The following is a 16,397-nucleotide window of genomic DNA, read 5'->3' as shown; positions in this document are numbered from 1 at the left end:
GGTTTTACTTTCCAGAATATGAAGCGCATGGCTCGTGAGTTATGCGCAAATGATGCCGTGCTGCAATCAGATCAGCAACAACAGAAATGGCAATTTCTGCGGGGGTTTTACTGGGAATGTTAATGCCAATCGGTGCCCTCAGGCGCTGCAAATCTGCCTCACCAAGCCCAAGTGACAACAACCGCTCCCGCCGGGTGTCAGAGGTTCGTTTAGAGCCCATGGCACCCACGTAAAATGCCGACGACTGCAAGGCCGCCAGCAGACCCATATCGTCTATTCTCGGATCATGGGCCAGGGCCAAGACTCCGCACCAGCTATCATTAAAAGACTCGGCGACCAGATCATCTGGCAAGCGCCGGTCGAGTGGCAGGTGCGGGTACCCCCAACCAGAGGAAAAAGCTTCCCGCGGCTCGCAAAGGGTTACGGTGAAATCCGCAGCAGTCGCAAATTCAGCCACATAACGCGCCACCTCACCTGCCCCTATCAGCAGTAACCTGCACTCCGGCTGCAGTATCTGGAGCAGCTCTTCACCATCAAACATAATACCTGGCTGAGCAGCTGGCTCCGGTAACTCCAGTTCAACAACGCCTTGCAGGCTGACTCTCCGAGCTACAGGCTGGCGGCTCCTCAAGGACTCCGCCAACTGCCGCACATGCTCTAGCGCGCCGCTTCTGGTCGATGCGGTGCTGCCCAAGGGTTCCACCAGTAACCGGATGCGACCGCCACAGGGCAGCCGGAAATGGTCACGATCACCGTCGGTAATGCCATAGTCCACGACCACCGGGTAATCCGCGCCCTCTGCCACAGTTCGGCGTAGAAGATCCTCTTCCAGGCAGCCGCCAGACACCGAACCACTCCACTGCCCTGAATCACTAACCGCAAGCCAGGACCCGGCGGGCCGGGGCGATGAGCCCCAGGTTTCCACAATAGTGCACAGCCACACCCGCCTGCCTTGCTCAAGCCATGACAAAACATCTTTGACTACCGATTCGTGGCCACTGGTCATCTGTGATGCTGGTGCGTCAGGCATCTGCTTTCAGAGGCAAGGTGCGTTGGCGTTTGCCGGTCAGTGCGAACAGCGCGTTGCCCAGTGCAGGGATAACCGGCGGCACTCCTGGCTCACCAACACCGGTTGGCGATTCGGTACTCGGCACTATATCCACCGTTACTTCTGGCCGCTCGTACTGCCGCATCAACTGAACATCGTGGAAGTTGCTCTGCTGCACTTTGCCACCCTCGAAGCTTATCTCGCCGTAAAGGGCTGCCGTCAGTCCAAAGATAATCCCGCCTTCAATCTGGTCTTCCACAATGCGTGGGTTCACCACTTGGCCGCAGTCCACAGCACAGGCCACCTTGTAAACCTTGATGGCACCCTTCTCTATACCAGCTTCGACCACTTGCGCCACGAAGGTTCCAAAACTTTTGAACAACGCTATGCCTCGCCCGCGACCTTCCGGAACCGGGGTATCCCAGCCGGCCATTCGCACAGCCCTGTCGAGGACGTCCAAGTGCCGGGGCTGGCCTTTCAATAGCTTGCGACGGAACTGATAGGGATCTTCTCCAGTTTCGTGTGCCAGCTCATCCATAAAGGTTTCAACGGCAAAACCGTTATGGGAGTAACCCACTGATCGCCAAAAAGTGACAGGGACGCCGGGGTCGGTATGGGTGTGTCGAACATCAAGATTCTCTACGTTGTAGGGGTACTCAATAGCCCCCTCAATCGCAGACATGTCCTTGGGGGTCGCTATCCCTTCGGCTAGCAAACCAACCTTGCCCAGGGTGTCGTACATGAACTTGGGCGCCCAAGGGTATTGGGCCGGCGCGGCATTACGCACATACCAGTCCAGCAACTGGGGACCAACGATCTGGTGGTGCCAGCCAGTCAGCTGATCAGCTTCAAGGCTAGCCTGCATCCGGTGCAACATAGCGGGGCGATACAGGTCGTGCTGCGTATCCTCTTCCCGCGACCAGATAAGTTTCACCGGCTTCTTTACCCGATAGGCAACTGCTGCAGCCTCTTCGATAAAATCCTGAGTCAAGCGGCGACCGAATCCTCCACCGAGAAACGTGGTATGAATCGTGACTTCACTTGGGGAAAGATCAGTTACCCGAGCCGCTGCAATTCGGCCAAGATCCGGAGCCTGTGTAGGTGCCCAAACTTCAATGCTGTCACCTTTGTACCACGCCGTGGCATTCATCGGTTCCAATGTTGAGTGGGCCAGGTAGGGCTGGCTGTACTCTGCCTCAAATACCTTACCGGCCTTTTTTACAGCCCCCTCATAGTCGCCTTCGCTACGCTCTGACTTGCCGCGATCTTTGTCGGCTGCCTTTCGGTAGGAAGCGAACACCTCGCTAGTGGAAAGCGAGAAGGCATCCGAGTTGTCCCATTCTACTTTCAACGCGTTCTGGGCTTTTCGGGCACTCCAGTACTTGTCAGCAACAATAGCCACGCCGCGCTCAATCTCAAACACATCAAGAACACCCCGCATGGCGCGGACTTCACTTTCATTAAAGGCCTTTACACGACCACCGTATTGGGGCGGCCGGCTTACCACGGTGTAAACCATGCCTGGGAGCTCAACATCTATTCCGTAAACCGCAGTGCCTGTGGACTTGGCTTGGGCATCAAGCCTGCCTCGCTGCTTACCAATGTACTTCCACTCACTGGCAGGCTTGAGTGCAACATCCCCGCGAATAACCTCTTTGGAGGCTAGCTCTACCAACTGTCCGTAGCGCAAGGAATCCAGGCCATTGGGGTGAAATACCTGGCCCTGGCGTGCGGTGCACTTATCCGCATCCACATTCCAGACCCTGGCAGCCGCCATAATGAGCATTTGCCGCGCCGAAGCCCCGGCCGTACGGAGCGGCTCCCAGCTGGTGGATATACTGGTACTGCCACCCGTGAGCTGCAGCTTGTACAAGGGGTTACGATACTCCGGCGCCACTGGCGCGAATCTGGGGGTGATCGCCTCCGGGTCAACTTCCAGCTCTTCTGCAATCAGAGTGGTCAGGCCGGTATAGGTACCCTGCCCCATTTCGACTCGGGCCAGAGTAAAATGAATGTCGTCCGTATTCGTTATCTCAAGCCAGGCATCCGGTTTCCACTCACCCGTTTCTTCCTTGTAGCCTGTCGGCATTCCGGAACAACCCGGGAGTGAGAGGGACAGCATCAATGACCCGGATGCACCTGCACCCACCTTCAGAAAATCACGTCGGTTCATCGTCATATCAGTTTCCTTCTCCAGTGCCAGAGGCATCGTATGCCAGAGAATTTCCTGCAACTGATTCAACCGCGGCAATGATTCGAGAGTAGGTGCCACAACGGCAAAGATTACCGGTCATGGCAGCAACAATATCGTCCCGGGCAGGTGCCGAATTGGTTGCAAGAAGATGTGCAGCACTCATTATCTGGCCAGACTGGCAATAGCCACACTGGGGCACCCCCTCTGCAATCCATGCTTTTTGCAGGGCGTGCAACTGACCCTCTTCCGCCAAACCCTCTATGGTCGTCACCTCACCACCAACAGCCATCTCTACTGGTGTCGAACAGGAGCGCACTGGCTGCCCATTCAGATGCACCGTGCAGGCACCGCAAAGCCCCACACCACACCCAAACTTTGTACCCTTGAGCCCAAGTTCGTCACGCAATACCCATAAAAGAGGGGTATCACCCTCAATATCCAGCGACCACTGTTCGCCGTTAACTGTAAGGCTCAGTGCCATGCCTGCTCTCTCCCGCTCTTTTTCCCCGGCTTCTCGCCAGGTTCTTTGTTTTATGTAGTCGGAGGCCGTTTAACTGGCTTGAATATAGGCTTTACTTCACAACCTTTTCGCCGTCTTTATTAACCCAGACTTCACGCTCACCTTTATTCATCTTTCCTTTAGAATCCCAAATTTCACGATTCTGCGTCTTTTCTTCGAGCTTACCGTTGTCATCCCAGATTACACGGTCTTTGCAGCCCGCCAGCGCGAGAACAACAAATATTATCAATGAGATTTTTTTCATAGAAAACTCCTAAATTCAGTTTGTTACAGCTTTGGTTTCAGCCCCGGTGCACAAAACAAAAAGCGCAGTACTAGCCTGATCCATATAATTCCCGGTTACGCTGTTTTTCCTTATCGCTTTTACGCACCATGACATACACCGCCCCGGTTCCTCCATGGCGCTTTTGGGCCGAATGGAATGCCATTACCGCCAAGAGTTCTGGCAACCATTTGGCGAGATAGCTTTTGAGCTGAGCTATGCCATCAGGATTGCGTTCACCCTTGCCATGAAGAATTATGACGGATCGCAGGCCGTACCGGACACAATCTTCAATAAACTGGTATACCTCTTTGCGGGCTTCCTCAACTGTCATACGATGAAGATCGAGCCTCGCCTCGATGGGATACTGCCCTAGCCGAAGCTTGCGAAAAACACCATTCTGTATACCTGGGCGCTGCCAACTAAGGATATCGTGCGCGGTCAAGGGCTCAACAAAGTCGGCGGTGAGAGGATTGGCATCTTTGAGGGGCTTTTCCACAGCAGAACGTTGGCGCTCCAAATGGCCAGGCGTCAACTCTCGGGGCGAAGTTATCTCTGCCCGATTGGGCTTTCGGATGCGTCTGACATCCTTCATTTCCTCAAGAAAACTGAGGCGATCATTTTTGGTAATCATGGCCGTGCTTTCAATAACCTGCTGAATGAATAGACCTTACCACCCGCCAGTCCTTCCATAAAGAAAGCTGGGGGATTACTCGTAGTTGTTCCACGCATTTTAAGAGCGGTCGCAGATTCGACCAAAATCGTAGGGTGGAGACGCGGTCCAGTGTTCTACACTGTAAACTCACAATAATAACGAAAGAGCGGAACGGCCATGGCAGCTTCCAACCAGGACAATACACGACCGCAGAATACCCGCTCCATTATGGTCTTCCTGCAAGCACATGCACCCTTCTCCAACATGGACGATGACCACCTCGCGCACTTTGCAGAACACGCCACGCTGCGTTTCTATGCCGATGGTGATGTTGTTCTCGCTGCAGAAGATGGTGTTGTTAACAGATTCTACGTTGTTAAACAGGGACGGATTCGCGGCGAACGCCATAATGACAAAGCCGACAAAACCGAGACCACCTTCGAAATAAGTATTGGCGAGTGCTTTCCTCTGGCGGCCATTGTAGGCGAACGGCCCACCCGGACACTGCACCGCGCGGCCGGAGACACCTTCTGCCTGAGCATCGAACAGGATGCCTTTATTACCCTGATATCCGAAAGCGAGCCCTTCCGTGACTTTTGTTTGCGTGGCGTAAGCAGTCTGCTCGACCAAGTGAACCAGCGCATACAAACCGGCGCAATGGCATCAATGGGCTCCAGCATATCCCTGAGCACCCCTCTAGACCGTTATGCGCTTCGCAATCCGATTGTATGTACGCCGGATTTGCCTGTGCGTAAAGCTGTTGCCAGGATGCATGAGAATAACGTTGGCAGCATTGTTATCACTGATGATAACCGGCACCCCGCCGGGATTTTCACCCTCCGGGACCTGCGCACCATGATTGCAGAAGACACCTGCTCTCTGGATGCCCCGGTACGCCAGATCATGACAAAAGATCCTTGCTGTCTGCCCGCAACGGCAGATGCTTTTGCCGCAGCCATGCTAATGGCAGAACACCATTTTTCGCACCTGTGCCTGGTGGACGAGAATAACTGCTTGATTGGAATGGTATCCGAGCGAGACCTGTTTTCCCTGCAGCGAGTGGATCTGGTTAGCCTGGCCAGAACAATTGGCACCGCAACCCACTTGAGAACTCTGGTTAGCCTGCGCACAGACGTTTCACGACTGGTAGATGCCATGCTGGCCCACGGTGCTGATTCAGGGCAAGTTGTGAAGATCATAACCACGCTTAACGACGTTACTGTGCGCCGTGTGCTTGAGCTTAACATCAAGAAAAATGACCCGGGCATACCCTTTACCTGGCTCACATTCGGCAGTGAGGGCCGGCAAGAGCAAACTCTGCTGACCGACCAGGACAACGGCATCCTGTTTCAAACGCCTGACGGCATGACGGAAGATCAGGTGCGGGAAAAGCTGCTGCCATTTGCCCGGGTCGTTAACGATGAGCTTGCAGAGTGCGGATTCACTCTGTGCAAAGGCAACATCATGGCCAGCAACCCAAAGTTGTGCCTGAGCGACCGCGAATGGGACGACTGGTTCGTCCGGTTCATAGACGCCTCCACCCCACAAAACCTTGTGTATTCATCCATCTTCCTGGATATGAGAGCCATTTATGGCCCAACAGACTCGCTGGATGAACTCCTCGATAAAGTGCTCACTAGAATCCAGAAAAATGCCCTGTTCCAGAAAATGCTGGCAGGCAACGCATTTCAGAGAAAGCCGCCGCTAACCATGTTCCGCAATTTTCGTTATGTCACGGACGGCAAAAAGCGCAGTCTCGATTTGAAGCGCCAAGGCCTTGCGCCTTTTGTGGAGTCAGTACGCGTGTTTGCCTTGGCCAATGGAGTAAAAAGCGCAAACACACTTGAAAGAATGGACGACCTTACGAAAGCAGGCGTTTTCGATGCAAAAGATGCTAACGCATGGAAAGATGCCTACAGCCTCATACAGGCTATCCGCATGCGTTCCCATCAGGAAATGCTGGAGCGCGGAGACGAACTCACCAACTACATAGATCCGGACGATCTGAATCCGCTGGACAGGCGAATTCTCCGTGAGTCTTTCCGGCAGGCCCAACGCCTGCAACAGAAACTCGAAGTTACCTATCAACTCTGAACCCAGGCCGCCGTCCCATGTTGGAACAGATCAAGCAGTGGATTGAACGCCGCCGCGGTGGCCAGACTGGCAACATTGCGCCAGAGAAGACACCCAACCCCAAAGTCCCCGGGGATCAACTGCTCTCAGAGTGCCGCCTGATAGTACTGGATCTAGAGACCACAGGCTTGAATGCAAGCAAGGATGAGGTCATTGCCGTTGGTGCAGTGGCCATCAACGGAGGGGCTATAGATCTCAGCGACCAATTCGATCTGATTTTGCGGCGCCCTGAACTGGACTTAACCGAGACAGTACTGATTCACGGCATCGGGCCGGAAGCTCTCACTCAAGGCCACGAAACCGAGGACGCATTACTGTTTTTGCTGGAATGGATGAACGGTGATCCGGTGCTCGCATATCACTCTGCATTTGATCAAAAGTTTTTGGAGAAAACCCTGAAAGCTGAGCTCGGCTATACCCGAAACCACACTTGGATGGATGTGGCAGATCTGTTACCTGCATTCTTTCCGGACGCCCTCACCGGAGGCAAGGGGCTTGATCACTGGGCAGACTTTTTTGGCCTTGAGGTCAGTGCCAGACACCATGCTGCTTCCGATGCCCTGGCGACTGCCGAGTTAACCCTCATCGCACTGAACAAGGCCCATAAAAGCGGCTTGAAAACCCTGAAGGAGCTGCACGATAAACTACGCTACCATCGCCGACTGCAAAGCATTCACGGGGTGTGATTGCGCCAGCCGCCCTTTCTGAAACCGACGCTTACGACCGCAAACAACCCAAAATTAGACTTTTTGCCAATATCTATATGTCACCTTCCCGGTAGAGTCAGTCAAGAGAACAAGTAGGGGAAGTACTAATATGAATAATAAACTCTCTGGCTCTCTCAGCTCACAAAATACCCACTGCAGACAAACAACAACAAGACAGGAGTAATCCTATGTCAGGTCATAGCTACGATGCTGAAAAGTACTGGAAGGCGAACCTTCGCCTTATATTTGGGAGCCTGATTGTCTGGGCTCTGGTCTCATACGGTTTTGGAATCGTTCTGCGCCCTATGCTTTCAGGTATCCCAATCGGCGGAACCGATTTGGGTTTCTGGTTTGCCCAACAGGGTTCTATTCTCACGTTCATTGGACTCATCTTCCACTACGCGTGGCGCATGAACAGACTCGATAAACAATTCGGCGTGGACGAGGAGTAAGCGTATGAGCCAATTTGCAATCAACATCATGTTTGTAGGTGGGTCCTTCCTCATCTACATACTCATTGCTGTCTGGGCCAAGGCCGGAAGTACAAAAGACTTCTACGTTGCTGGCGGCGGCGTTCACCCTATTACGAACGGCATGGCTATTGGTGCCGACTGGATGTCTGCGGCATCCTTTATTTCCATGGCAGGTATTATTGCCGCCAGTGGCTACGCAAGCTCCGCCTACCTGATGGGCTGGACTGGTGGATACGTTCTGCTAGCCATGCTACTTGCACCTTACTTGCGTAAATTCGGCAAGTTTACGGTTCCGGAATTTATCGGCGATCGTTTCTACAGCAAAAAAGCTCGTCTGGTTGCTGTAATCTGCCTGATTGTTGCCTCCCTGACGTACGTAATCGGCCAGATGGCTGGTGCCGGCGTGGCTTTCTCTCGCTTCCTGGAAGTTGATTCCACAACAGGCTTGATGATTGCTGCTGTCGTTATCTTCATCTATTCCGTACTCGGCGGGATGAAAGGTATCACCTACACCCAGGTTGCCCAGTACTGCGTATTGATCGTTGCCTATACGATTCCAGCTGTATTCATTTCCTTCCAGTTGACCGGTAACCCCATTCCGGCACTGGGCCTGTTCTCAACACACCTTGATTCTGGCATGCCGATTCTCGACAAGCTGAACCAGGTTATTACTGATGTTGGTTTCAGCGAGTATTCTGCTGATGTTGACAGCCACCTCAACATGGTTCTGTTCACCCTGACCCTGATGATCGGTACAGCAGGCCTTCCCCACGTTATCATCCGCTTCTTCACAGTTCCGAAGGTTGCTGATGCGCGCTGGTCTGCTGGCTGGGCTTTGGTGTTCATCGCCTTGCTGTACCTGACAGCACCTGCGGTTGCATCCATGGCTCGACTGAACTTGATGACAACCGTATACCCGGATGGCACTGCAGCCGAACCCATTAAATATGAAGACCGCCCACAGTGGGTTAAGGAATGGGAAGTTACTGGCCTGATCAAGTTCACAGACAAAAACGAAGACGGCCGCATCCAGATGTACAATGATGCATCCGACGCCCCCGGCACAGCGTTCCAGGCTAAGGCGGAAGCTCGTGGCTGGAAAGGCAATGAGCTTGATGTGAACCGCGACATCATCGTACTCGCCAACCCCGAAATCGCTAACCTCCCTGGCTGGGTTATCGGCTTGATTGCTGCAGGTGGCCTTGCTGCCGCACTATCAACAGCGGCGGGCCTCCTGTTAGCCATATCTTCGGCAGTCAGCCATGACTTGATCAAGGGCTCAATCAATCCGGGCATCACGGATAAAGGCGAACTGCTGGCAGCCCGTATCTCCATGGCTATAGCAATTGTTGTTGCAACCTACCTCGGTGCCAATCCACCCGGGTTTGCAGCTCAGGTTGTAGCGCTGGCTTTCGGTATCGCGGCAGCCTCACTGTTCCCCGCTCTGATGATGGGCATATTCTCCAAGCGTATTAACAATACCGGTGCTATTGCGGGCATGTTGAGCGGTTTGGTGTTCACCCTTTCGTATATCTTTGTGTACAAAGGATGGTTCTTCATTCCAGGCACAGCTAACCTTGCGGACACGCCTGCAAACTGGGTATTGGGAATCTCTCCCCTGTCGATCGGTGCTATTGGTGCACTGGTTAACTTTGCGGTAGCCTTCGTTGTATCCAATGCAACTGATGAGCCGCCCGTTGAGATTCAGGAGCTGGTTGAAAGCGTTCGTTACCCACGCGGTGCCGGACAAGCTCAAGACCACTAAGTAATACTCTGGCCTGATTGACTCAACGAGTTCTCAGGTTGTTCTGGACGGGCTTCCTCAATGAGGGAGCCCGTTCTTTTTTAAGGAAAATATTTTATGTTCTGGACTCTTGTCGCCACCGTTTTTTGCGGGCTGGGTGCCGCTGGTATTGCTTTAGGCATCCGGGTCGCAACCCGCAATATGGCGCCTAAATGGATAATTCCGGTATTTGCCGGCATCGGTATGCTTGGTTATTTGATTTACGGAGAATACACCTGGTTTGACCACAAGCAATCGCGCCTGCCTGATGAAGCCGTAGTCGTTAGCACTGAGCGGAAAGGCATCTTCTGGCGCCCATGGTCTCTGGTCTATCCTTATGTAACTGCGTTTTCTACAGTGGACACAAACAGCATCGGCCGGGGAGATACCAGCAATCCGAATATCGTCAGATTTACACTGTATCGCTTCGAACAGAAGATAACGGATGCCGTTTCTCACAGGGTACATATCATTAACTGTGCGACTCGCGAGCTCGTTCCTCTCGGCTCAGACGGAACACCGCGAATAGACAACCTCAAGGTCCTGGAGAGGAGTGACGAACTTTATTCAACGGTATGTTCCAGCTGACATTCTGGTATTAAGACCTGGTAACCCGCCCTACCTGACGGAAACAAAGAAATATGATTAGTGTCTGGCTGCTGGTTTTAATTTCCATCACCTACATATCTATCCTGTTTATCATCGCTTGGGCGGGTGATAAGCATCCAGGACTTTATAGCCGGCGCTTCGCCAGAACGCATGTTTATTCGCTGTCTTTGGCCGTCTATTTTACTTCCTGGACATTCTATGGAGCCGTAGGCCGAGCCACTCAAGAAGGCCTGGGTTTTCTGCCTATCTACCTGGGCCCCTTGCTGGTCTTTGTATTCGGTGCGCCACTGCTGAGACGTATCATTTATATTAGCAAGCGCAACAACAGCACCTCTATCGCAGACTTTATTGCTTCTCGCTATGGCAAGTCCCAGCTGCTAGCCGCCATGATTGCGGCCTTTGCGCTGATTGGCAGCGTGCCATACATCGCACTGCAGCTTAAAGCCATCGCAATGGGCTTTAGTGTGCTGTCCAACACTGGCACAGGTAGCCAGGAGTTAAGCACAGCAGCCTGGAGCGACGCGGCCTGGTACATTACCCTCGCGCTAACTGCATTTACCGTTCTTTTTGGCACTCGTCATTTGGAATCTACAGAGCACCACCGCGGCATGATTCAGGCCGTGGCATTTGAATCACTGATCAAACTTATTGCCTTTGTAGCTGTTGGGCTATTCGTTGGGTATGGGCTTTATAATGGCTTTGGCGACTTGGTAGGTAATATAAAGGAAGCCAACCTGACCGGCATTCTTACAACCGATGGCCTTGAAGCGCCTGCGTTCATCACCCAGACACTCGTTGCCATGCTTGCCATTATCTGTCTGCCAAGACAGTTCCACGTAATGGTAGTCGAGAACGCCGATCACCGGGACTTCGAAGTCGCTCGCTGGGCAATGCCCGTCTATCTCGTTGTGGCCAGCGCCTTTGTTCTGCCCATTGCAGCCGCTGGTCTTTTGGCGCCAGAAGCAATTGCAAGTAACCCGGACATTCTCATTCTGCAGCTACCAATTATGGCCGGCAAAGAGTGGCTGGCGATTCTCGCGTTCCTCGGCGGCGGCTCAGCTGCTGCTGCCATGGTTATCGTTTGCTCCGTTGCCATCGCCACCATGGTAAGCAATGAAATCATCATGCCTGCCCTGCTGAAGTTCTTCCGTCCCAGGATGAACCGGCAAGCCGACCTGAGTTCTCTGCTATTGGGTATTCGCAGAGTGGCTATTTTTGTGGTTCTGCTGACGGCTTATGGTTTTTACCGTATGGCGGGAGAAGATTACAGCCTGACCTCGTTCGGACTTTTATCTTTCGCTGCAGCCGCCCAATTTGGGCCTGCTTTGGTAGGCGGTATTCTGTGGCGGCGCGGAAATGCCACCGGCGCAGCCTGGGGGCTGGGCCTGGGATTTCTTATATGGTGCTACACTCTTTTGCTTCCCGCCTTGGCATCAACAGGCTGGTTTAGTGATTCACTCATTAACGAAGGTATATGGGGACTAAGCTGGACCAGACCGACCGCTCTTTTCGGACTGGACCTCGACGAGACCAGCCACGGCATTATCTGGAGCTTGGGCACAAACACTCTGGTTTACGTGCTGCTTTCACTGGTAACCCAGCAAAGAGTGCGCGAGAAAATACAGATTGCCTCATTCTTTCAGGACCCGCATCCAAAAGGCGATACGGTCCATCACCAAAGCTGGCAAGGTGAAATACTCACATCAGACCTGCAAGCACTTAGCGACAGGTTTATGGGTGAGGAACGCTCTGAGACCATTTTTCATAATTATGAGCGCCGCAATGCAGTGAGGCTGCATCTGCATCGCCCTGCATCCTCCCACCTGATGAAATATGTAGAACGCCAGCTTGCGTCGGTGATTGGGGCATCTACAGCCAGGGTTGTGCTGGAATCGACCCTCACGGGCCGCGACATGCAGATCGAAGACGTGGTCAGCATCGTTGATGAAGCCTCGCAAGCCATGACTTTCAGCCGGGAACTGCTGCAATCGGCTATTGAGAATATCAGTCTTGGCGTATCAGTGGTAAACCAGCAGCAGCAAGTAGTGGTCTGGAATCAACGCTACCTTGAGCTTTTCAGCTATCCGAAAGGGTTTGTGAAAGCCGGTAGACCTGCAGAAGACCTGATGCGGTATAACCTGACGAACGTCCACCTGCCAGCACGGCGTATTGATGAAATCATCTCCGACCACTACGCCAGCATGCGCGAAGGCAAACGCATATCCTATGAGCGTCAGAGGCCTGACGGAACCGTCGTCAAGATAGATGGCAGCCCAATCCCCGGTGGCGGCTATGTCACGACATTTCAGGATATTACAGCCATGCGCCGTACTGAGCAGGCCCTGAAAGAGACCAACACCTATCTTGAACAGCGTGTCAAAGAACGAACTCAGGAACTGCAGGTAATCAACGAGCAGATGCTCAAAGCCAAGTCGGTTGCTGAGAAGGCGAACCAAAGTAAAACCCGCTTTCTGGCCGCCGCCAGTCACGACCTCCTGCAGCCCCTCAATGCCGCTCGCCTTTTTACTTCAGCACTTGCTGGCAAAGCCACCAGCACTGAGATAGGAGAACTTGTTGATCACATCGACAGTTCACTCGGTGCAGCAGAAGAGATCATCAGCACCCTCCTTGATATTTCCAAACTCGACGCAGGCGCTCTGGAACCAGACCTTGGTGCTTTTCCGGTTAACGATATTATGCGCCACCTGGCAACTGACTTTACAGCGATTGCAGAGGACCAAGGCCTCAAGCTGCATGTAGTACCTAGCACCGCCTGGATATACTCAGACGCAAAACTGCTCAGACGGGTGATACAAAACTTCCTTTCCAACGCAATTCGCTATACGACGAAAGGTAAAATCCTGATGGGATGCAGGCGCCTGAAAGGTTACCTGCGCATAGAGGTTTGGGATACAGGCCCGGGTATACCGGAAGACCAGCTAACCCTGATTTTCGAGGAATTCCGCCGCTTTCAGCATGGAAAGGACAAAAAAGGTTTAGGCCTGGGTTTAGCAATCGTCGACCGTATCAGCGGAATGTTGGACTACCCTGTAAGTGTGCAATCAGTGCAGGGCAAAGGCAGTGTCTTTGCAGTAACCGTTCCACTTGCGCAGGCCGGCGAGGCTCACCAAGCCACAGAGAAGATTACCGCAAAAACCTCTCGCCGCGTTTCCAGTCTTGGTGGCCTGAACGTTCTCTGCATCGATAACGACCCTGCAATACTGCAGGGAATGGTCGCCTTATTAGGAAACTGGGGGTGCGATATCACACCTGCTGAGAGCCTGGAAAATGCCTTGGAAAAGCTAGAAGGCAGGACGCCCGACATTATACTTGCGGATTACCAGCTTGATGACGATAAAAACGGGCTGGACGCAATGGATTCCATACGCGAATCGGTTCAACACGACGTACCAGGCATTCTCATAACAGGGTATATGGCTCCGGAAGTGCGGGAGGATGCTATTGATCGTGGTTATCAGATCCTCTATAAACCGGTTAAACCCGCAGCTTTGAGAGCTATGGTGAATAAGTTACTGAAACAGAAACGCTCATGAGTGATCCCAACGAAAATGTTTTTGGAAAGCTGTCTTACCTGGTCGTTGACGACTTTGAGAACTTCAGGATCTCTATGCGTCATATGCTTCGCAGCTGCGGTGCAGATAATGTTGAGCTGGTGGCCCATGCCAAACCCGCCATTGAATATTGCACCTACAACCACGTTGATGTAGTGCTCTGTGACTATAACTTGGGCAAGGGCAAAAACGGCCAACACATTTTAGAGGAGCTGCGTCATAAAAAGCTTTTGAAAAGGTCCTCCCTGTTTCTCATGGTCACGTCGGAGTCATCCAGAGAAATGGTAATGGGCGCCCGAGAATACCAACCAGATGCCTACCTCACGAAGCCAATCAACCACGCAATGCTGGAAAAGCGTCTTAGCAGCCTGATAAGTCAACGCAACGCTTTACTCCCGATCAACCGCGAAATAGACCGGGAAAATTATCCGGAAGCCATTTCGCTTTGCAATGCAGCCCTCTCGCGACTACCGCGGTACAAAACATGGTTAATGAAAACCTTGGGAGAACTCTATTTCCTGTTAGGGGATCTATCCTACGCAATCAAGGTGTATGACGAGGTTCTTTCCCAGCGCGAACTTTCATGGGCCCGAGTCGGACGCAATAAAGTGCTCCTTGCGAACCATCGCTACGACGAAGCAGTTGAAAGCTTGCGAAAATTGATTAAGAGCCACCCGGACTATATGGAGGCCTACGACCTTTTGGCAGAGGGACTGGAACGTCAAAACCGCTCAGGGCAAGCCCAGAACGTTCTGGAACTGGCAACAACCCGCTCCCCAAACGCCCTGCTTCGTCAAAAGCACTTGGCGGAGCTGGCAGAAGCCAATCAGGACATGGAAACAGCTACAGAAGCATGGCGGCAAACGGTTCGTCTTGGTGCTCACTCCATTCATCACAGTCCCGACCACCATATAGCACTAGCTCACGCGCTTTGCGACCTGAGCGATGGTGATACGGATGAAGGGAGCCAAGCATTAGCACATGAAGCCATATCAGTTCTTGCCAGCATGGAAAGACAGTTTTCGGAAAGTAAAACCCTTGAACTTCATAGCCTGGTTATCCAATGCAGAATACAGGCAGGACGCGGGGAAGTGGAGAAAGCTAATTCAATGCTGGAAAGCATCAGCGAGAGGCTAAGCGAGATTCACCCACTGGAGTTGGAGATGGGGCTGGACTACGCAAAAACCTTGTATCGCCTGGACAACGTAAGGGAGGCAAAAACGCTGCTGGCACGCCTACACGAAAGCTATGGTGAAGATCCTGAAGCAGCCAGAAAGATCGAAAGCCTGTTAGACGAACCCGTCAGCTTTCGCATGAAGATCAAAGCCCGCGGCCTTAACCGGGAGGGGATCGCAGCTTTCGAATCCGGAGCACTTAAAGAGGCAGAGGAAACCTTCTCTAAAGCACTTGAGATAATTCCAGATCACCCCGCCCTTAACCTGAATCTGATACAGGTCTTAATCAAACAACATGAAGATACCGGCTCGATCGACAAGCTGACTGATCGCTGCCAGCAACATATTAGTCGTTTGGATGATCTTCCTGAGCAGCATGGGCAATACAGGCGCTACCTGGCTCTACAACGAAAACTGAAGGCACTAACCCTATGAAAAACCGAAACATCGACTTTTCTATGGTTCTCGCTCTGGCGGTACATGATATGAAAAACTCGCTGGGGATGCTGCTCAACTCACTGGACGAACTTCGAGCAGAAAATGAAGCAAAGCTTACCGAGTCCTCAAAGTTTAATACTCTCCAATACGAAGCTGAGCGAATACACAACGATCTGGTACAGCTTCTGGGAATATACCGGCTAGGCGAAAATAACCTGTCAGCCCATATAGAAGAACATTCCGTTTCTGAGTTTTTGTCTGAACACCTTGCCAGGCATACACCGCTTCTGGAGGGGTTGGGAATTGAGTGCTCTATTGAGTCCGACGATATAAACGGTTTCTTTGATACAGATCTACTTACAGGGGTCCTGAACAACACCATCAACAACGCTATACGGTATACAAAGAGCGAGATCAAACTAACTGCAGCCGAACGTGAAGGTTACCTTGTAATCCGGGTAGAAGACGATGGAGAGGGATACCCCGAAAGTATGCAACATACAGGGCCCCTTAGCTTCAAGTCTTTAGATTTTAATACAGGAAGTACCAGCCTTGGTCTCTTCTTCGTATCTGCTGTCGCCAACCTTCATAGCGAAGGAGATCGAAAGGGCTACATCAAGCTCCACAATGGCGGTGAATTGGGTGGTGGTGTTTTCGAGATATGGCTTCCTTAAGTGTTTTTTTAACTATTTCAATAAGTCCGAGCTATCTGATTTATTTCAGGCATAAAAAAACCCCAGCTTCGCAAGAAGCTGGGGTTTGGACTTAAGAGTCTGACGATGACCTACTCTCACATGGGCAAATGCCACACTACCATCGGCGCAGGCC

At 52.4% G+C, this 16,397-nt stretch carries 13 protein-coding genes; 8 read left to right on the top strand and 5 right to left on the bottom strand.

The genetic code is table 11. The annotated features are described in order from the left end of the window. Positions 1-4 precede the first annotated feature (4 nt). The 5 genes from FFI61_RS12940 to smrA all read right to left on the bottom strand — a co-directional run bounded on the left by FFI61_RS12940 (position 5) and on the right by smrA (position 4,658). Positions 5-1,030 (bottom strand): XdhC family protein, encoded by a 1,026-nt coding sequence (locus tag FFI61_RS12940; RefSeq protein WP_227714920.1) that lies wholly within the window; start codon positions 1,028-1,030, stop codon positions 5-7. Next, the gene (locus FFI61_RS12935) at positions 1,023-3,227 is read right to left on the bottom strand and encodes a xanthine dehydrogenase family protein molybdopterin-binding subunit (RefSeq protein WP_200370965.1); all 2,205 of its coding nucleotides are present in this window, start codon (positions 3,225-3,227) and stop codon (positions 1,023-1,025) included. Before FFI61_RS12935 ends, FFI61_RS12940 begins: the two co-directional genes overlap by 8 nt. Position 3,228: 1 nt before the next feature. Next, the gene (locus FFI61_RS12930; protein ID WP_200370962.1) at positions 3,229-3,723 is read right to left on the bottom strand and encodes a (2Fe-2S)-binding protein; all 495 of its coding nucleotides are present in this window, start codon (positions 3,721-3,723) and stop codon (positions 3,229-3,231) included. Positions 3,724-3,814: 91 nt separating this feature from the next. Then, positions 3,815-4,006, bottom strand: coding sequence for a membrane lipoprotein lipid attachment site-containing protein (locus FFI61_RS12925; RefSeq protein ID WP_200204134.1), 192 nt, complete (start codon positions 4,004-4,006; stop codon positions 3,815-3,817). Between the two features lie 70 nt (positions 4,007-4,076). Next, positions 4,077-4,658, bottom strand: coding sequence for a DNA endonuclease SmrA (smrA, locus tag FFI61_RS12920; protein WP_200204132.1), 582 nt, complete (start codon positions 4,656-4,658; stop codon positions 4,077-4,079). A gap of 198 nt (positions 4,659-4,856) precedes the next feature. On the opposite strand from smrA, the gene FFI61_RS12915 reads away from it, so the two are divergent. From FFI61_RS12915 to FFI61_RS12880, 8 genes are all read left to right on the top strand, one after another. Beyond that, entirely contained in the window at positions 4,857-6,773 is a 1,917-nt protein-coding gene (locus tag FFI61_RS12915) for a putative nucleotidyltransferase substrate binding domain-containing protein (RefSeq protein WP_200204130.1), read from the top strand. Between the two features lie 17 nt (positions 6,774-6,790). Next, entirely contained in the window at positions 6,791-7,498 is a 708-nt protein-coding gene (locus tag FFI61_RS12910; protein ID WP_200370960.1) for a PolC-type DNA polymerase III, read from the top strand. Positions 7,499-7,707: 209 nt separating this feature from the next. Then, positions 7,708-7,971, top strand: a complete 264-nt coding sequence (locus FFI61_RS12905) for a DUF4212 domain-containing protein (protein ID WP_200370959.1) — start codon at positions 7,708-7,710, stop codon at positions 7,969-7,971. Positions 7,972-7,975: 4 nt separating this feature from the next. Further along, positions 7,976-9,757 carry a sodium:solute symporter family protein gene (locus FFI61_RS12900; RefSeq protein WP_200204117.1) on the top strand — a complete coding sequence of 594 codons (1,782 nt, stop codon included), beginning with the start codon at positions 7,976-7,978 and terminating at the stop codon, positions 9,755-9,757. Positions 9,758-9,853: 96 nt separating this feature from the next. Next, a complete protein-coding gene (locus FFI61_RS12895) occupies positions 9,854-10,363 on the top strand; it encodes a hypothetical protein (protein ID WP_200204115.1) in 510 nt (169 codons plus the stop codon). Between the two features lie 53 nt (positions 10,364-10,416). Further along, complete coding sequence (locus tag FFI61_RS12890) at positions 10,417-13,938, top strand: NahK/ErcS family hybrid sensor histidine kinase/response regulator (RefSeq protein ID WP_200370958.1); 3,522 nt, start codon at positions 10,417-10,419, stop codon at positions 13,936-13,938. Further along, positions 13,935-15,566 (top strand): tetratricopeptide repeat-containing response regulator, encoded by a 1,632-nt coding sequence (locus FFI61_RS12885; RefSeq protein ID WP_200204102.1) that lies wholly within the window; start codon positions 13,935-13,937, stop codon positions 15,564-15,566. Before FFI61_RS12890 ends, FFI61_RS12885 begins: the two co-directional genes overlap by 4 nt. After that, entirely contained in the window at positions 15,563-16,243 is a 681-nt protein-coding gene (locus tag FFI61_RS12880) for a sensor histidine kinase (RefSeq protein WP_200370954.1), read from the top strand. The genes FFI61_RS12885 and FFI61_RS12880 overlap by 4 nt, the downstream gene beginning before the upstream one ends. Positions 16,244-16,397: the final 154 nt, after the last annotated feature.

Origin of the sequence: Marinobacter sp. DY40_1A1, from assembly GCF_016597815.1 — a bacterium.
In the GTDB taxonomy this organism is placed as follows: Bacteria; Pseudomonadota; Gammaproteobacteria; order Pseudomonadales; family Oleiphilaceae; genus Marinobacter; species Marinobacter xiaoshiensis.
This window is presented reverse-complemented; position numbering and strand designations above follow the sequence as displayed.